At 73.0% G+C, this 17,510-nt stretch carries 16 protein-coding genes; 3 read left to right on the top strand and 13 right to left on the bottom strand.

The genetic code is table 11. The features are described from left to right. Positions 1-77: 77 nt before the first annotated feature. The 5 genes from ACZ7LE_RS06235 to ACZ7LE_RS06215 form a co-directional block, all read right to left on the bottom strand. Positions 78-1,337, bottom strand: coding sequence for an acetyl-CoA C-acyltransferase (locus ACZ7LE_RS06235; protein ID WP_470402439.1), 1,260 nt, complete (start codon positions 1,335-1,337; stop codon positions 78-80). A gap of 73 nt (positions 1,338-1,410) precedes the next feature. Then, the gene (locus ACZ7LE_RS06230; RefSeq protein WP_470402438.1) at positions 1,411-2,061 is read right to left on the bottom strand and encodes a CoA transferase subunit B; all 651 of its coding nucleotides are present in this window, start codon (positions 2,059-2,061) and stop codon (positions 1,411-1,413) included. 3 nt (positions 2,062-2,064) lie between these two features. Continuing rightward, entirely contained in the window at positions 2,065-2,919 is an 855-nt protein-coding gene (locus ACZ7LE_RS06225) for a CoA transferase subunit A (RefSeq protein ID WP_470402437.1), read from the bottom strand. Positions 2,920-3,001: 82 nt separating this feature from the next. Next, complete coding sequence (locus tag ACZ7LE_RS06220) at positions 3,002-3,766, bottom strand: 3-hydroxybutyrate dehydrogenase (RefSeq protein ID WP_470402436.1); 765 nt, start codon at positions 3,764-3,766, stop codon at positions 3,002-3,004. An 85-nt stretch (positions 3,767-3,851) separates the two neighbouring features. Beyond that, positions 3,852-5,213, bottom strand: coding sequence for an MFS transporter (locus ACZ7LE_RS06215; RefSeq protein WP_470402435.1), 1,362 nt, complete (start codon positions 5,211-5,213; stop codon positions 3,852-3,854). A 167-nt stretch (positions 5,214-5,380) separates the two neighbouring features. Here ACZ7LE_RS06215 and ACZ7LE_RS06210 point away from each other — a divergent pair, with 167 nt between their 5' ends. Continuing rightward, a complete protein-coding gene (locus tag ACZ7LE_RS06210; RefSeq protein ID WP_470402434.1) occupies positions 5,381-6,310 on the top strand; it encodes a LysR family transcriptional regulator in 930 nt (309 codons plus the stop codon). A gap of 276 nt (positions 6,311-6,586) precedes the next feature. On the opposite strand, the gene ACZ7LE_RS06205 is transcribed toward ACZ7LE_RS06210, so the two are convergent. The 8 genes from ACZ7LE_RS06205 to ACZ7LE_RS06170 are packed head-to-tail and all read right to left on the bottom strand — an operon-like array spanning position 6,587 to position 14,469. Further along, positions 6,587-7,564, bottom strand: a complete 978-nt coding sequence (locus tag ACZ7LE_RS06205) for an alpha/beta fold hydrolase (protein WP_470402433.1) — start codon at positions 7,562-7,564, stop codon at positions 6,587-6,589. Beyond that, positions 7,561-8,193 carry a TetR/AcrR family transcriptional regulator gene (locus ACZ7LE_RS06200; RefSeq protein WP_470403283.1) on the bottom strand — a complete coding sequence of 211 codons (633 nt, stop codon included), beginning with the start codon at positions 8,191-8,193 and terminating at the stop codon, positions 7,561-7,563. Before ACZ7LE_RS06200 ends, ACZ7LE_RS06205 begins: the two co-directional genes overlap by 4 nt. Positions 8,194-8,210: 17 nt before the next feature. Then, a complete protein-coding gene (locus ACZ7LE_RS06195) occupies positions 8,211-9,761 on the bottom strand; it encodes a class I adenylate-forming enzyme family protein (RefSeq protein ID WP_470402432.1) in 1,551 nt (516 codons plus the stop codon). Then, on the bottom strand, positions 9,758-10,822 hold the full coding sequence (locus tag ACZ7LE_RS06190) for a branched-chain amino acid ABC transporter permease (RefSeq protein ID WP_470402431.1): 1,065 nt from the start codon (positions 10,820-10,822) through the stop codon (positions 9,758-9,760). Before ACZ7LE_RS06190 ends, ACZ7LE_RS06195 begins: the two co-directional genes overlap by 4 nt. Further along, complete coding sequence (locus ACZ7LE_RS06185; protein WP_470402430.1) at positions 10,819-11,694, bottom strand: branched-chain amino acid ABC transporter permease; 876 nt, start codon at positions 11,692-11,694, stop codon at positions 10,819-10,821. Before ACZ7LE_RS06185 ends, ACZ7LE_RS06190 begins: the two co-directional genes overlap by 4 nt. Then, entirely contained in the window at positions 11,691-12,485 is a 795-nt protein-coding gene (locus tag ACZ7LE_RS06180; RefSeq protein ID WP_470402429.1) for an ABC transporter ATP-binding protein, read from the bottom strand. Before ACZ7LE_RS06180 ends, ACZ7LE_RS06185 begins: the two co-directional genes overlap by 4 nt. Continuing rightward, positions 12,482-13,267: an ABC transporter ATP-binding protein gene (locus ACZ7LE_RS06175; protein ID WP_470402428.1), complete on the bottom strand. Its 786-nt coding sequence runs from the start codon at positions 13,265-13,267 to the stop codon at positions 12,482-12,484. Before ACZ7LE_RS06175 ends, ACZ7LE_RS06180 begins: the two co-directional genes overlap by 4 nt. After that, positions 13,267-14,469 carry a substrate-binding domain-containing protein gene (locus ACZ7LE_RS06170; protein WP_470402427.1) on the bottom strand — a complete coding sequence of 401 codons (1,203 nt, stop codon included), beginning with the start codon at positions 14,467-14,469 and terminating at the stop codon, positions 13,267-13,269. Before ACZ7LE_RS06170 ends, ACZ7LE_RS06175 begins: the two co-directional genes overlap by 1 nt. A 245-nt stretch (positions 14,470-14,714) precedes the next feature. Here ACZ7LE_RS06170 and ACZ7LE_RS06165 point away from each other — a divergent pair, with 245 nt between their 5' ends. Together ACZ7LE_RS06165 and ACZ7LE_RS06160 are read left to right on the top strand one after the other, a co-directional pair. After that, a complete protein-coding gene (locus tag ACZ7LE_RS06165; RefSeq protein ID WP_470402426.1) occupies positions 14,715-16,010 on the top strand; it encodes an extracellular catalytic domain type 1 short-chain-length polyhydroxyalkanoate depolymerase in 1,296 nt (431 codons plus the stop codon). Between the two features lie 204 nt (positions 16,011-16,214). After that, on the top strand, positions 16,215-17,510 hold the full coding sequence (locus tag ACZ7LE_RS06160; protein ID WP_470402425.1) for a hypothetical protein: 1,296 nt from the start codon (positions 16,215-16,217) through the stop codon (positions 17,508-17,510).

The following is a 17,510-nucleotide window of genomic DNA, read 5'->3' as shown; positions in this document are numbered from 1 at the left end:
TCCGCCGGTCGAGCTTGTCGAGACCTGGTGAGGTCTCGACAAGCTCGACCGGCGAGGGGTCGACCAGCGATGGGCCCTCACACCTCCAGCAGGAGCGCCTCGCCCTGGCCACCGCCACCGCACAGGCCGACGGCGGCGCGGCCACCGCCGCGGCGGGCCAGCTCGTGCGCCGCGTGCACCGCGATGCGCGCGCCGGACGCCCCCACGGGGTGCCCCAGCGCGATGCCGCCGCCGTGCACGTTGACGATGTCGAGCGGCACACCGAGCTCCTTCGCGGACACCCCGACCACCACGGCGAACGCCTCGTTGATCTCCACGAGGTCGAGGTCGGCGGCCGTCCAGCCCTCGCGCTCCAGGGCCTGGCCGATCGCCCGGGCCGGCTGGGAGTGCAGCGAGTTGTCCGGCCCGGCCACCTGACCGTGCGAGCGGACCGTCGCCAGCACGGGTACGCCGGCCGCCTCGGCCCGGGCGCGCGTGGTGAGCACGAGCGCGGCGGCGCCGTCGGAGATCTGCGACGAGTTGCCCGCCGTCAGCGTCCCGTCGCTCTTGAATGCAGGGCGCAGTCTGGCGAGCGACTCCGGGGTCGTGTCGGGACGCACGCCCTCGTCGGTGCGGACCTCGACCGGCTCACCGCGGCGCTGCGGCACCGAGACCGGCGCCAGCTCCGCCTCGAAGAGGCCGTCCTTGGTCGCGGCGGCGGCCCGCTGGTGCGAGGCGGCCGCGATCGCGTCCTGCTCCTCGCGCGAGACGAACACGTCGCCGGCGTTGTGCTCCTCGGTCGAGATGCCCATCGAGACGTCGTCGAACGCGTCGGTCAGGGCGTCGTGCGCCACGGAGTCGGTCAGCTCGGCCGAGCCGTAGCCGAACCCGGACCGGGCACCGGCCAGGAGGTGCGGGGCGTTGGTCATCGACTCCTGCCCGCCCACCAGCACCACCGACGCCTCGCCCGTGCGCAGCAGCCGGGCGCCGTCGATGATCGACGTCAGCCCCGACAGGCAGACCTTGTTCACCGTCACGGCCTGCACCTCCCAGGGCACGCCGGCGGCCACCGCCGTCTGCCGGGCCGGGTTCTGCCCCGCGCCCGCCTGGATCACCTGGCCGAAGACCACCTTGTCGACGTCGGCCGCGAGCGCCCCCGCGCCCTCCAGCGCCTTGCGCGCCGCCACGGCGCCCAGCGCCACGGCGCTCAGCGCCGACAGCGAACCCTTCAGCCGACCCTGCGGCGTCCGCGCCGCCGAGACGATCACCACGTCGTCCGCGCTGTGTGTCGCGCCCTGACCCGTGGCGCCCGGACCGGTGCTCGTGGCACCCGTCGGGGCTGCAAATGCGTCACTCATGAGACCTCCTTTGGCCGTTCTTCCCAGCGTATCCCCCGGATTCACCGGCGAGCCCAGCAGTCGCGCGCGGGCCTCAGCCCGCGGAACCGACCAGCTCGACGGTGAGCTCCGGCTCCGTCTTCTCCACGACCTCCTCGGCCGTCACCCCCGGCGCGAGCTCGCGCAGCACCAGGCCCGACGGCGTCACGTCGAGCACCGCCAGGTCCGTGATGATCCGGTTCACCACGCCCTTGCCGGTCAGCGGCAGCGAGCACTCGCGCAGGATCTTCGGCGACCCGTCGCGCGCGACGTGCTCCATGAGCACGATCACGCGGCCCGCGCCGTGCACCAGGTCCATGGCGCCGCCCATGCCCTTGACCATCTTCCCGGGGATCATCCAGTTGGCCAGGTCCCCGGCGGCCGAGACCTGCATGCCGCCCAGGATCGCGGCGTCGATCTTGCCGCCGCGGATCATGCCGAACGACGTCGCCGAGTCGAAGATCGACGAGCCGGGCAGCAGCGTCACCGTCTCCTTGCCCGCGTTGATGAGGTCCGGGTCCACGGCGTCCTCCGTGGGGTACGGCCCCACGCCGAGGATGCCGTTCTCGGACTGCAGCACCAGGTGCCGGTCGTCCGGCACGTAGTTGGGCACGAGCGTCGGCAGCCCGATGCCCAGGTTCACGTACATGCCGTCCTGCAGCTCGCGCGCGGCGCGCGCGGCCATCTCCTGTCGGGTCAGTGCCATGGTTCAGGCTCCCTTCGTGCCCGGCGTGGCGGACGGCGTGGTGGACGGCGTCGCCGCGCCCGACGACGCCGGCTCGGTCACCGTCCGGCGCTCGATGCGCTTCTCGATGTCGGTGCCGACGTGCACCACCCGGTGCACGTAGACGCCCGGCAGGTGCACGGTGTCCGGGTCGATCTCCCCCGGTTCGACGAGCTCCTCGACCTGGGCGATGCAGATGCGCCCCGCCATCGCAGCGAGCGGCGAGAAGTTGCGCGCCGACTTGTTGAAGACGAGGTTCCCGTGCCGGTCCCCGCGCAGGGCGTGCACCAGGGCGAAGTCGGTGCTGATCGACTCCTCCAGCACGTACTCGGCGGCCGCCTGCCCCGCACCGGACGAGAACGTGCGCACCTCCTTGGGCGGGGACGCGATCGCCACGCCGCCCGCGCCGTCGTACTTGCGCGGCAGGCCGCCGTCGGCCACCTGGGTGCCCACGCCCGTGCGCGTGAAGAAGGCGGCGATGCCCGCGCCGCCGGCGCGGAGCTTCTCCGCGAGCGTGCCCTGCGGGGTGAGCTCCAGCTCCAGCTCGCCCGAGAGGAACTGCCGCTCGAACTCCTTGTTCTCCCCCACGTACGAGCTGGTCATCTTCGCGATCCGCTGGGCGTTCAGCAGCACGCCGAGCCCCCAGTCGTCGACGCCGCAGTTGTTGCTCACCACGGACAGGCCGCTGGTGCCCTGCGCCAGCAGCGCCTCGATCAGCGCGATCGGGTTGCCGCACAGGCCGAACCCGCCCACGGCCAGCGAGGCGCCGTCGGGGATGTCGGCCACCGCCTCGGCCGCGCTCGCGACCACCTTGTCGAACCCGGTGCGTGCCACAGTCATCGTTGACTCCTTCATCAGGTCAGTACCGGCAGGTCATGCCATGTGCCAGTGTCACACTCATCGCCGCCTTCCCGGGCGCGACTCAGCGCGCGCTCCAGCCACCGTCGATGGTCCACGAGGCGCCGGAGACCATCGCGGCCTCCGGGCCCGTGAGCCAGCCCACCAGGGCAGCGACCTCGTGCGGTTCCACCAGCCGCTTCACCGCCGACTCCGCGAGCATGACCCGCGCCATCACCTCGGACTCCGCGATCCCGTGCACCCGCGCCTGCTCGACAATCTGCTTCTCCACCAGCGGCGTGCGCACGTAGCCGGGGTTGACGCACACGCTGGTCACGCCGTGCTCGCCGCCCTCCAGGGCCGTCACCTTGGACAGGCCCTCCAGCCCGTGCTTGGCCGCCACGTACGCCGACTTGAACGGCGAGGCCACCAGCCCGTGCACCGACGAGATGTTGACCACCCGACCCCAGCCTCGCGCGTACATGCCGGGCAGCACCGCGCGCACCAGCAGGAACGGCGCCTCCAGCATGATCCGCTGGACCAGCCGGAAGTCGTCCGGCACGAAGTCCTGGATCGGGCTGACCCGCTGGATGCCGGCGTTGTTCACCAGCACGTCGGTGTCCAGCCGGAGGTCGTCGAGCGCCCGGGTGTCGGACAGGTCGACCACCCAGGCTTCTCCGCCCACCTCCTCGGCCAGCGCCTTGGCGCCGTCGCCGTCCACGTCCGCCACGGTCACGTGCGCGCCGCGGGCGGCGAGCTCCCGCACGCACGCGGCCCCGATACCGCTCGCCCCGCCCGTCACCAGCGCCCGGCGGCCGTCGAGCCGGTGCTCCTGGGTGTTCCCGTTCATCGTCGTTCCCTCTCCTCGGTGTTCCCGCACCCCGTCGATCCCTGCTTGCCCGGCCGGCCGAGTGCCCGGCCGGCCGGTGTGCCCGTCAGTCGTTCCCGGCGAGCGCCCGCTCCCGGGCCTGGTCCTCGGCGTCCAGGGCGTGCAGGGACGCGCCCTTGGTCTCGCGCAGCGCGACCGCCGCGACCAGGGTGATGAGGGCGGCGACCCCCATGTAGACGGCGGTGGGCCACCAGGAGCCGGTGTTCTTGAGCCAGGTGGTGGCGAGGATCGGCGCGAGCGAGCCGGCCACGATGGAGGTGACCTGGTAGCTGATCGAGACGCCGGAGTACCGCATCCGGGTCGGGAACATCTCCGCCATGATCGCCGGCTGCACCGCGTACATCAGGGCGTGGAACAGCAGCCCGGCCATGAGCACGGCGAGGATGACCCAGACGTTCTTGGTGTCCATCGCCGGGAAGGCGAACCAGCACCAGGTGGCGCCGAGCACGGCGCCCGCGATGTACAGCGGCTTGCGGCCGATGCTGTCGGCGAGCCGCCCCACGGCGAGGATCACCACGAAGTGGAAGGCGTGCGCCGCCGCGACCACACCGAGGATGCGCGTGGTGTCCATGCCGAGCGCGGTGCCGAGGTAGACGATCGAGAAGCTCACCACGAGGTAGTAGAGGATGTTCTCCGCGAACCGCAGGCCCATGCCGGTGAGCACGCCGCGCGGGTAGCGCTTGATCACCTCGAGCACGCCGTAGCCCTTGTCGCCCTCCTCGATCTCGGCCTTCGCCTCCTCGTAGATGGGGGCGTCGGAGACGCGGGTGCGCACGTAGTAGCCCACGACGATGACCACGGCCGACAGCCAAAACGCGACGCGCCAGCCCCAGGCGAGGAACGCCTCGTCGGTCAGGGTGGCCGACATCGTGTAGAGCACGACGGTCGCGAGCAGGTTGCCCGCGGGGACGCCGGCCTGCGGCCACGCCGTCCAGCGGGCCCGCTCCTCGTCCTTGCTGTGCTCGGCCACGAGCAGCACGGCGCCGCCCCACTCGCCGCCGAGCGCCACGCCCTGGACGAAGCGCAGGACCACCAGGAGCGCGGGGGCGAGGAAACCGACCTGCTGGAACGTGGGCAGGCAGCCCATGAGCACGGTCGCCACACCGATCAGCACGATCGTGAACTGCAGCGTGTACTTGCGGCCGAGCTTGTCGCCCAGGTGGCCGAAGATGACGCCGCCCAGCGGGCGGGCGAGGAAGCCGACGGCGTAGGTGACGAACGCGGCGATGATCGCGTCGTAGGCGTTGCCCGTCTCGGGCATGAGCACCTTGTTGAACACGAGCGCCGCGGCGGTCGCGTAGAGGAAAAAGTCGTACCACTCGACGACGGTGCCGGCCATCGAGGCGGCGACGATGCGCCTGATCAGCGACCGGTCGTCCGGTGCGTGGGTGCCCTGCGGTGCGGACATGCTGCTGCTCCTAGGTGTCGGCTCTGACACGGGGTGCGGCCGGCCCGCGCGATCCGCGCGGCCCGCCACCTGTGACTCGCCAGAGTGTTCCGGGGAAGCACTGTGCACAGCAATGACGAAGTCGGCAGACGGCATGTGCACGGATGCACACTTGGTAACGTCACGGCATGTCAGCCCGCAACGACCCGCCAGCCGGCCAGGTCGCCGACCAGCTCCTGGTGCTGCTCGCCGTGGCGCGCACCGGCCGGTACACGACGGCGGCGCGTGCGCTCGGCGTCAACCACACCACCGTCGCCCGCAACGTCACGGCGCTGGAGCGTGCCCTCGGCGGGCGCCTCCTGGTGCGCGGGGCCGACGGCTGGGAGCTCACGTCGCTCGGCCTGCGCGCGGCCCGGGCGGGCGAGGCCGTCTCCGACGCCGTCGGCCGGCTCGTCGGGGGCGACACCGAGGCCGACCCGGTCACCGGTGTGGTGCGCATGACCGCCACCGACGGGTTCAGCGCCTACGTCGCCTCCCCCGCCATCGCCCGGCTGCGGGGCGCGCACCCCGAGCTGTCGGTCGAGCTCGTCACGGTCACGCGCGTGGCGACGCACCACCGCTCGGGGGTCGACGTCGACGTCGTGGTCGGGGACCCGAAGGTGCAGCGGGCCAAGGCCGTGCGCCTGGGCGAGTACGTGCTGGGCATGTACGGCTCGCGGGACTACCTGGCCCGGCACGGCACGCCGACGACGGTCGAGGAGATGTCCCGGCACGGCCTGGTCTACTTCGTCGACTCCATGCTCCAGGTGAACGATCTCGACGCGCCGCGCCGCCTGGTGCCCGGCATGCCGGACGCGCTGGCCTCGACCAACGTGTTCGTGCACGTCGAGGCCACGCGCGCGGGCGCAGGGCTCGGGTTCCTGCCCTGCTTCATGGCCGACCGGCACGACGACCTGGTACGGCTCCTGCCCGACGAGGTCACGGAGCGGCTGCCCTACTGGGCGGTGATCCGCACCGAGTCCTGGCGCCGGCCGGCTGTCGCGGCCGTGGTGCAGGTGCTGGGCGACGAGATGAACCGCCAGCGTGACCGCATGCTCGGCCGGCGCCCGGAGGCCTGACGTCGCCGGACCGGAGGCGCGGCGCGCCGGGCGGCGCGGAGCTCGTCGGGGTGAGGCACGCACCGGGAGAGGCGGCCGGGTGGGCTGAACTTTGTTCACCCCGGACCCGCTCGATACGGCCGTGCCGGACAGTCCGGCAGAGCCAGAAAGACCGCGCCTGAGGCGAACAGAATTCAGCCCACCCGGCCACCCCCACAGGCGCGGTGTTCACCCCGCGGCGCTCCCCCGCGACGGCCCACGCCCACGCTCAGCCGACGCCGACGCCGACACCTACCGTCAGCCCACCGCGGCCCTCACTGCCGAGATGCCAGGCTCCGCCATGATGATCGTGTAGTGGTTCACGCCGGGCACCTCGCTCGCCGTCAGCCCGGGGAGCCGGACCGACCACTCGGCGACGGTCTCGGCCGGGTACATGCCGCCGGGCTGATCGAGCAGCCCCCGCGGGGCGCGCAGGAACGTGATCGGCAGGCCGGTCTCGGCGGCCCACGCCAGCGCGGCGGGCAGGGCGTCGCCTCGTGCGGAGTCGGCCGAGTCCGCGGCGACGGCGTCGGGCGACGTCGCCGGCCGGAGCACCGAGGTGCCGGCCGGGCCGTCCGCCGCGCCGACCGCCGGGTACTCCGCCAGGTCGTAGTCCACGTACTGCTCCACCACGGGGCTCCACCGGGCGAAGGCGGGGTGCGCCCGCCAGAACTCGCGGTACGCCTCGGCGCTGGGGAAGGTCTGGGTCAACCGCTCGATCGCGGGTCCGAGCAGGGCGCGCACCAGTTCCTCGGGGGTGGCGCCGTCCGGCACGCCCGGCGGCAGCGGGATGGGCAGGCCGCCGTCGACGAGCACGAGCCGGGCCACCAGGCCCGGGTGGCGGTGCGTCAGCACGAGCGACACGAAACCGCCCATGGAGTGCCCGACGACGACCGCGGGTCCGTCGGCGAGCGCCCCGATCACGGCCGCGACGTCGTCGGCGTGCGCGGCCATGCCGTACGGGCCGGGCAGCGTGTTGCTGCGGCCCCGGCCGCGCAGGTCGGGCGCGACGACGCGGCGTCCGGGCAGCGCGGAGACGACCGCGGGCCAGGCGCGGTGCGAGGCCGTGATGCCGTGCACCAGCACGACGGCGGGCAGGGGCGCGCCGTCCGGGCCGGCCACCGTGGGCGCCGTCGGCTCCCAGACGCCCACCCGCAGCCTGCCGCCCGCGACCGCCACGTCGTGGGTGGCGTAGGTGTGCGAGCCGGTGGCCTCCACCTGGTCGACCATGCTCATGGACGTACCTCCCCCTCGTTCCGGCCCGTGCCGGTCCCCCCGGGCGCCAGTGCGCGCTCGATGAACTTCATCGCCTGGTCGAACACCTCGGGCGGGACGGCCGACGTCGGGCCGCCGGGCTCGACGTCCGGGCCCCACAGGACCCACCGCATCCCGACGATCTCGCCGATGCCCATGAGCGCCCACGCGGCCACCTCGGGGTCGATGTCGCCGACCTCTCCCGCCGCCTGCGCCTTGGCGAGGCCGTCCCGGTAGCCCTCGACGATCCGCGTGTAGTGCAGGCGCAGCGCGCCCGGCGAGACGAACTCGGCCTGCCGCACGATCCGGTACAAAGCGGGGTGCTCGGCCGTGAACTCGAAGAAGGCGCGGAACCCCGCCCGTTCGGCCTCGATCCGGCCGGACGCCTGCGAGGACGCCGCGATCATGGCGTGCCGCACGCGCCGGTTCAGGTCCTCGACCACCTCGTCGAAGATCTCGATCTTCGAGGTGAAGTACAGGTAGAACGTGCCCTGCCCCACCCCGGCCGCCTCCGTGATCTTCACGATGGAGGCATCGTGGAAGCCGAGCTCGGCGAACACCCGCTCGGCGGCGACGAGGATGCGCGCGCGGGTGCGCTCCCCCTTGGTCATGGGCTGGGAGTTGGTGCTCACCGGGCCTCCTCGGCAGGGCGTACGTGGAGCGCCGAGCGCACCACCTTGTTCAGGGACGAGCGTGGCAGGTCGGGGACGAGGTCGAAGTGTCGGGGCACCTTGTAGCCCGCGAGCTCGCGGCGGCAGAAGGCCTCCAGGTCCTCCGCGTCGGTGAGCTGCCCGCCGCGCGGCACCACGAAGGCGTGGCCCACCTCGCCCCAGCGGTCGTCGGGCACGCCGACGACGGCGGCGTCGGCCACGGCGGGGTGCCGCCGGAGCGCCGCCTCGACCTCGGCCGGGGTCACGTTCTCGCCGCCCGTGATGAACACGTCCTTGAGCCGGTCCACCACGCGGTAGTACCCGTCGGCATCGCGTTCCACCAGGTCACCGGTGCGCAGCCAGTCGCCGGCGAACGACGCCGCGGTCGCCTCCGGCTCGCGGAAGTAGCCCGCGAACACGCTCGGGCCGCGCACCAGCAGCTCGCCGACGGCGGTGCCCGCGAGGTGCTCGCCGGTGACCGGGTCGGCCACCGCCACCTCGACGTGCGGGTACGGCACCCCGGCGGAGCCGACGCGGTCGCGCGCCACGTCGTCGGGCAGGCAGAGCACGTTGGGGCCGGCCTCGGTGAGGCCGTAGCCCTGGGTGAGCGCGACGCCGCGCCGGTGCCAGGCGCGCAGCAGCGGCTCCGGCATGGGCGCGCCGCCCACCACGGCGTGCCGCAACGAGCTCAGGTCGGCGTCCGCGAAGCCGGGATGCTCGGCCAGCAGCAGGTAGTTGGTGGGCACGCCCATCATCGTCGTGACCCGCCGGTCGGCGACCAGCCGCAGCACGCGCTCGGGCTCGAAGGTGCGCTCCAGCACCACCGTCGCGCCCGTCCACCAGGCCAGCAGCGGCTGGATGTTCCAGCCGCCCACGTGGAACTGCGGCAGCACCGAGAGCACCACGTCCGTGCTGGTCAGCTCGACCGTGCGGGACAGCGACAGGTTGTTCCAGAAGCAGTTCGCGTGGGTGAGCAGCGCGCCCCGCGAGGTGCCGCCCGTGCCGGACGTGAAGACCAGCAGCAGCGGGTCGTCGTCGCGCACCTCGCGGCCGGGGCCGCCGGCGGGCGGCGCGGCCAGGTCCGTGCGGCGCCGCGTGGGCGGCGGCACGCGGGCCTCCACGCCGTGCCGCCCCAGCGCGGTGCGCGACGGCGGCAGGGGCAGCCGTTCGAGCGCGGCGTCGGCCAGGGTGCCGCACTCCTCCTCGACGAGCACGAGCGCGGGGTCGGCCTGGTCGAGCTGCGCCGCGAGCTCGTGCGGCGACAGCCGCCACGACAGCGGCGCGAGCACCAGCCCGGCCTTGGCGCAGGCGAAGAACAGCACCACCTGGTCGGAGCTGTTGCCGGTCACGGTCGCGATCCGGTCGCCCACGCCGTACCCGGCGTCCCGCAGCCGGGCCGCGAGCGCCGTCGCCCGGGCATCGAGGGCACGGTAGGTCAGGGTGACGCCGCGGTCGTCGACGGCCACCCGGTCGGGTGTGGCCAGGGCGCGGTCGCGTGGCCACCGGCCCAGCGTGTGCAGGTCGCTCATGCCGTGGCCCCCTCCGGTGCGGGGCTCCCGGCGGGCCGACGTCGGGCGGCGAGCCGTTCGGCCGCACCCGCCAGCCCGCCCGGCAGGAAGATCACGACCAGCACGAAGCACGTGCCGAGCAGGAACATCGGCTCCGACAGCGGGATGCGGAGCACGGCCGGGAGCCCGGCCACGGCCGCCGAGTGCGCGAGCTCCGCGAGGCGCTGGTCCAGCAGCGTGTAGAGCACCGCCCCCACGACTGCGCCCCACCGCGAGCCGACCCCGCCCAGCACCACCATGACCAGGAGCGTCAGCGTGAAGTCCGCGGTCGACGTCGCCGGCGAGGCGCCGGACTGCAGCAGCAGGTACGCCATCCCGACCACGGTCGCGAGCGACGCCGCCAGGACGAACACGACGAGCTTGGTCAGGTACGGGCGGCCGCCGATGATGCGCACGCGGACCTCGTTCTCGCGCACGGCCGCGGCCATGTGCCCGGCCCGGCTGCGCTCGATCCACAGCACCACCAGGTAGACCGCCAGCAGCACGGCGAGCGCCAGCCAGTACAGGTTGCGGGTGTTGACCACGCCGACGAGGGCGTCCGGCACGCCGTCGGTCGCGAGGGCGAGGCCTTCCTCACCGCCGGTCACGTCGCCCTGGTCGCGGCGCACCAGCACGTTCCCGGCCTGGGCGAACGCGAGCGTGACCATGGCGAACGAGATGCCGGTGACGCGCAGCGAGATGGCACCCACCACGAACGCGAGGGCGACACCGCCCACGAGCACCAGCGCGGCGGCGGGCAGGAGCGGCGCGTCGGTACGGTCCAGCACGATCGCGAGGCCGTAGATGCCGGCCGCGAAGTACAGCGCGTGCCCGAAGCTCATCAGGCCCGCGACCCCGAACAGCAGGTGGTACGACAGCGCGAGCGCCGCCGTCAGCCAGCACAGGGCGAGGAGCTGGAGCGTGCCCGGCTCGTAGGTGTAGCCGGGCAGCACACCGGGGACCGGGAGCGCCAGCAGCGGCAGGCAGGCCAGGAGCACCAGGAGCGCCAGGCCGCCGAGGCGGGTGCGGGTCCTGCGGTTCATGCGGGCCTCCCCATCAGTCCGGACGGGCGCACGAGCAGCACGAGCGCCAGGAGCAGGACGACGATCAGGTCGCCGGTGTTGTTCAGGTAGAAGTTCGCGAGCTGCTGCAGCACGGCGACGACGACGGACGCCACCGCCGCCCCGGTCAGTGAGCCCATGCCGCCGATCACCGTGACGATGAACGCGAAGATCAGCAGGCTCGCGCCCAGGTGCGGCGAGACGTAGTTCAGCGACTGCGTGGCGAGCACGCCACCCAGGCCGGCCGCGGCCCCGCCGACGGCGAAGACGAGCGTGAACGCACGGCGCACGTCGATGCCGAGCGCCGTGACCATGGCCCGGTTCTCGACGCCGGCGCGGATGATCAGGCCGTACCGCGTGAACTTGAGGAACGCGACGATGCCGCCGAGCACCGCGGCCGCCGCGAGCACGTTGAGGAACGCGGTGTTCGGCACGTGCGCGCCCAGGACGTCGGTGGTCGAGGAGAGCCACTCGGTGCGCGTGACGTTGCGCGGGTTGGGCCCCCAGATCCCCTCGAACAAGGCGACCGTGGCGAGCGAGAGGCCCACGGTGACGAGCACCTGCTCGATGTGCCGGTTGTACAGGGGCCGGATGAGGCCCAGCTCCGTGGCGGTCGCCGCGGCCGCGCCGGTCAGCGCGCCCACCACGAGGCCCAGCAGCAGGCCACCCCAGGTGCCCGCGCCGACGAGGTTGCCGGCCGCCAGCCCGGCGAACGCGCCGAGCGTGAGGAACGAGCCGTGCGCGAAGTTCAGCACGCCCATCAGGCCGTAGATCAGGGACAGGCCCGAGGCGACGAGAAAGTACAGCCCGCCCAGGCCGAGACCTGTGGCCAGCAGGAGGATCAGGGTGCTCATCGGCCGGCCTCCGCCTCGCTGGTCGAGCCCGCCGAGACCCCCAGCAACCGCTGGACCAGGTCGGTGTCGTCCAGCAGCGCCCGCGCCGGGCCCGTGTGCACCACGCGTCCGGCGTCGATCACCACGACGCGCTCGGCCAGTCGCTCGACGACCTGGAGGTTCTGCTCCACGAGCAGCACGGGCACGGTCCGGGCGGCTGCGGCCAGGGTGTCGGTCACCTCGGTCACGATCCGCGGCGCGAGCCCCTTGGTGGGCTCGTCCACGAGGAGGATCCGGTTCTCGTTGAGCAGCGCCCGCGCCAGCGAGACCATCTGCTGCTGCCCGCCCGAGAGCGTGCCCGCGCGCTGCCCGGCCCGCTTGACCAGGTCCGGGAAGAGGGCGTCGACCAGCTCGCGGTGCTCCGCCGTCGTGCCGGGCCGTGCCGCCCCCGTGCCGCCGCTCCCCGCGCGGCGCTCCGCGAGCCGGAGGTTCTCCGCCACCGTCAGGCCCGCGAACACCTCGCGGTCCTCCGGCACGTACCCCACGCCGCGGCGGACGATGCGGTCCGTGCGCTCGGCGTCCACCCGGACGCCGTCGAGCAGCACCTCGCCCGACCGCTCGATCAGGCCGAGGACCGCCCGCAGCGTGGACGTCTTGCCGACGCCGTTGCGGCCCAGCACCGCGGTGACGCCGGAGGCCGGGACCTCGAACGACACGTCGTGCACCACCTCCTGGCCGGCGATGCGCGCGGACAGCCCGCGCACCTCCAGCACCGGCTTCTCCGCTGGTCGAACCTGTCGAGACCCGCTCATGCCGCGCTCCCCGCCGTCGAGCCCGCCGTCGTGCCCAGGTACGCCGACTGAACGGTCTCGTCCGCCATGACCTTCTCCGGGACGTCGCAGGTCAGGAGCTCGCCGTGGTGCATGACGGCGACGCGGTCGGCGAGGCCCAGCACCACGTCCATGTGGTGCTCCACCATGAGCACCGTGCGGCCGGAGTCGTTGATGGACCGGATCACCTCGACCAGCCCGGCGACGTCGCCCGTCGCCACACCCGCCATCGGCTCGTCCAGGAGCACGACCGACGAGTCCATGGCCAGCAGCACGGCGATCTCCAGCTTGCGCTTGTCGCCGTGGGACAGGTCGCCGGCCGCGGCGTCGGCCCGGTGGGTCAGGCCCACCGTCGCGAGGTGCTCGGCGGCCTCCCCCGACGCGGCGTCGCCGCGCCGGGGAAAGCTCAGCACCGAGAGGCTGCCGCCGAGGCGGCGCTGGGTGGCGAGCCGGACGTTCTCGACGACGGACAGCCGCGGGAACAGGCTCGACGTCTGGAACGTCCGGCCCAGTCCGGCGCGGGCCCGCACCGCGACGGACGCCGCGGTCACGTCCCGGCCCCCGAGCAGCACGCGGCCGCTCGTGGCCCGGTAGATCCCGCTGATCAGGTTGAACAGCGTGGTCTTGCCCGCGCCGTTCGGACCGATCACGCCCAGCAGCTCGCCGCGCCCCACCCGGAGGTCCACCCCGTCGAGGATGCGTGCGCCGCCGATCGTCAGCCCCAGCCCGGCCGTCTCGAGGACCGGCTCGCCACCCGTCGCCATTACTCGCTCGCCTCGGCGGGCGCGACGGACTCGCCGTCGATGACCTCGACCAGCTCCGGCGTCCAGGCGTCGCCGTCCTTGACCAGCTTGGCCTGGTACATCGGCTGGATCAGCGCGTGGTCGGAGGCGCGGACCGTGGTCTCGCCCTTGGGGCCCTCGAACGTGTAGCCCTCCAGCGCGTCGACCATCGCCTCGACGTCGCCGGCACCCTCCTCGATCGCGTGCACGATCAGCTGCGCCGCCACGAAGCCGTCCGGCGTGAACAGGTCCGGCGTGCCGCCGGCCGCCTCGACGGCGTCGAGCATCGCGGTCTCGGTCTCGGTGCCGGCCGCGCCCGGGAAGTAGTGGTTGAGGAAGCTGACCTTCTCGGCCGCGTCCCCGTAGGCGCCGTAGGTGGCCACGTCGCCGAGGCCGGTCACCACAGTGGTCCCGTCGAGCACGCCCTGCTGGTCCAGGCCCTGCCACATCGCGCCCGTCGTGGCGCCCGCCCACGCCACGAACACCATGTCGGCCTTGGCGTCGAGCACCTTCTTGGCGAAGGGCGTGAACTCGGTGGCGTCCTCGGGCACCAGCACCGAGGAGACCTCCGCGCCCTGGCCGCCCAGCACACCCTCGACCGCGGCGAGGTTGCCCTGACCGAACGCGTTGTCCTGGGCGAAGACGACGACCTTCGCACCCTTCGGGTCCACGAACGTGCCCGCCGCGGCGACGTCCTGCAGCGACTGCCGGCCGCTGCGGAACGTGTACCGGTTGATGCCGGTGAGCGTGTCCACGGCCGCGGGGCCGGAGACGTACAGGACCTTGTTCTGCTCGGCCTGCTCGGCCAGCGGCAGCGCCACGCCCGAGACGACCGTGCCGCCCAGGATCTGGTAGCCCTTGCCGATCAGGTCCTTGGCCTGCGAGACCGCCTTCTCGGGGTCGCCGGCGTCGTCGTGGTAGGTCACGTTCAGCTCGTGGCCGGCCACCGTCCCGGTGCCGTCCGTGGCGTACTCGATGCCCGCCTCGAACCCCTGCTTGTAGGCCGCGCCGTAGGCCGCGAGCGGCCCGGACTCCGAGTAGACGATGCCGACGTCGATCGGCGCCGCGTCGGCGCCGTCGTCGCCGCTGCCGCCGGTGGTCGCGCCGGTCGGCGCGCACGCTGCGAGCGCCAGGCCCGTCACCGCCGCGGCGGCGACGGCCATGAGGGACTTCCTCGTCCGCATGACTCTGCCCTTCTTCGGGTGGTCGCCGCTCGTGGGGTGCGGGCTACGTCGCCCAAACCTGAGAGGCGATTCAGGTTGCGGAGATAGTGGACGAGACGGGATCTCGTGTCAACCCATCCGCCGCCAGAAGGGGTCGGGGTGAACTATTGACAGGTGATTCAGGTCGCACCTAATGTCCGCAGATGTCCGGCTGACCCCGCGCATCGGAGCGCCTCGGGCAGCACGACCTCAACGTGGAGGTTCGCATGACACACCCGTCCCCGCGCCCGCCCGGCCGACCCGGCCGCCGTGCGCTCGTCTGGATCGCGGCCGTCGCCGTGGCGCTCGTCCCGCCCGCGGCGGCCGCCGTCGTGAGCACGGCCGCCGCCGCCCAGCCCGGCGCGCCCGCCGCCGTCGAACAGGTCGCCGCGGCCGGCGCCTGGTCGTCCCGCACGGCGGGCGGCATGACGACGCAGCTCTACGTGCCGACGTCCGAGCCCGCGCTGGCTGCCGGGCGGGCGCTGATGATCAACCTGCACGGCTGCGTGCAGACGTCGGCCAACCTGAAGAGCGGCGGCAACTGGACCACGACGGCCGACGAGCACGGCATGGTCGTGGCTGTGCCCGCGGCGCCGAACGGCGGCGTGCTGCTCGGCTGCTGGGACTACTACGACACCTCGCACTCGCGGGCCAACCCGGCGCGGCACGACGACAACCTGCTGCAGCTCGTCGACGACCTGCTCGGGGACGCCGCGCTCGGCATCGACCCGAACCAGGTCTACCTCTCCGGGCTCTCGTCGGGCGGCGGCGAGACCATGGTGATGGGCTGCCTCGCGCCCGACGTCTTCGCCGGGATCGGTATCGACGCCGGCCCGACGGTCGGCACGACGTCGGGCCAGATCGGGTCGGTGGCGACCACGAAGGCGCAGGCCACGACCGTCTGCCGGAACTTCGCCTCGACCGGCTCGCCGGGCTTCGGCACGCAGGTGACGTCGGTCGTGTACGGGTCGTCCGACACGACGGTCGCGACCGGTTACAACACGCTGAACGCGCAGGTCATGGCCGGGATCTACGGCGCCTCCAGCCAGTCGTCGTTCTCCCTGGCGGGGCTCCCCGGCACCAACACCGCGGGCTCGGGCACGCTCTGGTCCGACGCCGCGGGGCCGCGCGTCTCGCTGATCGCCAACACGAACGTGGGCCACGCGTGGCCGGCCGGCGGCGGGCCGGGCGGCTCGTACATCTCGACGAGCTCGGTGAACTACCCGGCGTACGTCACGGACTTCTTCTTCGACAACAACCGGCGCGTGGACCGGTCGGCCGAGCCCACCGACCCGCCGACGGACCCGCCCACCGACCCGCCCACGGACCCGCCGGGCCTGTTCTGCGGCGCGGCCACGAACGCGCAGCACCAGGCCGCGGGCCGGGCGACGTCGTACGGCATCGACCCGTACAACCCGTTCTACGCCGTCGGCACCCTGGACTACCTGGGCCAGGGCAACGCGACCGTGACGACGCTGCGGGAGACGTCGGAGGGGGTGTACGACCTGGTCACGGGCTGCTGACCACAACGGTGTCCGGTCGGCGGCGTGCGGCCGGCCGGGCACCCACCGGCGGGTGTCGTCGACGGAAGTTCGCCCGCACTTTGCGGGTCTGCACGGGCCGTTCGTGCCAGGATCGAAGCGGCCAAGGCCGCAGGCCATGGCCAGGGTGCTGCCGCAACGCCGCGCCAGCACGCCCCGCTGCACGTGACACCCCGAGGAGTCACCATGCGCCGAGCATCTGTCGCAGCAACCATCGCGGCAACGGCCGCGGTCAGCCTGCTGACCACCCTGTCCGCTGGGACAGCGGCGGCCTATCCCGGCGACCCGCTGCACAGCTGGGCCGAGAGACCCGAGGAGGCCCATCGCAACGTGGCCGTCGCCGAATCCGGGCGGGTCTTCGTCGACGCGAACGCCGAGGCCGGGTACAAACCGGTCTCGTATCTCGAGCACGGGTACGAGAACGACTGGGTCAGGACCGAGACCGGACCAGCGAGCTGGACCGGGCTCGCGGCGGGCCCCGGCAACTACGCCGTGAACGTCACGTTCGCCGCCGACGGGCCTGCCAGCTACCGCGTCCACGACGGCGACACATGGAGCGATACCAGCACCTTCTACGACGGGCCGGTCCACGCCGCGTACCTGGACTCCAACTCCGACGGCGACGTCTCGGTGCTCCTCCGGCTCCACCCCGACGGCAGGATGGTCCTGGCCCGCCTTCTCCGCGGCGGCGAGTGGACGTTCGTGGACCTCCCGATCGGGCCCTTCCCCCACCTCGCCGCCGACGTGGTCCTCAACGAGCAGGGCAAGACCACGGTCGTGTCGGCGGTGCCCTTCGAGGGCAAGTCGTCCATCAGCCGGAGGGTCGTTCGCGAGGGCTCCACCACGGTGTCGGCGAGCAACCGGGTGATGACGGTCAACGGAACCCGCGTCAACCTCTCGATCGCCTCGGACGGAGCGGGCCGCGAGACGATCATCGCCGGCAACCAGCTGTGGCGGCAGCCCCACACGAGCAGGCCTCCCGAGTACCAGATGCGGACCAGCGTCCACGCCCTCCTCGCCTCGGGCGAGACGGCGACGCGCGTCGTCTGGCCGGTCCAGACCGAGACCGGCTATGCGATCCGCACCCTGCTGCTCGACGACGTCGCTGACCGTCGGCAGCACATCATCTGGACCCATCGCGTCCCGCCCACCAGGTGCCACGCCAACTCCGGACTCAACAACCTCGCCCTCGGCGTCGGAATGGTGCCCGGCGGCCGGTCGTACGTGGCCGTCGGCATCAGACGCGGCAGCGACACCGACGGCATCTGCCAGAGCAACACGGCGTTCCTCGTGGTCGACCGCGCCGATCGGGTCCTCGCCGAACAGTCGCTCGGCTACTTCGCCAACGGCGAGGAGTTCCAGGTGGACGCCGGAGCCGCCGGCCCGGTCACCGTCGAGTTCAAGAACTGGGACGACGGCGCCGACCCGGTCGGCGAGGACCAGCCGGACGGCCTGTACTCGATGCAGTTCTTCCAGCGCTGA

The organism is Promicromonospora sp. NPDC110617, assembly GCF_055598465.1.
The sequence above is the reverse complement of the archived record's forward strand: the minus strand, read 5'-3'. Positions and strand labels throughout refer to the sequence as shown.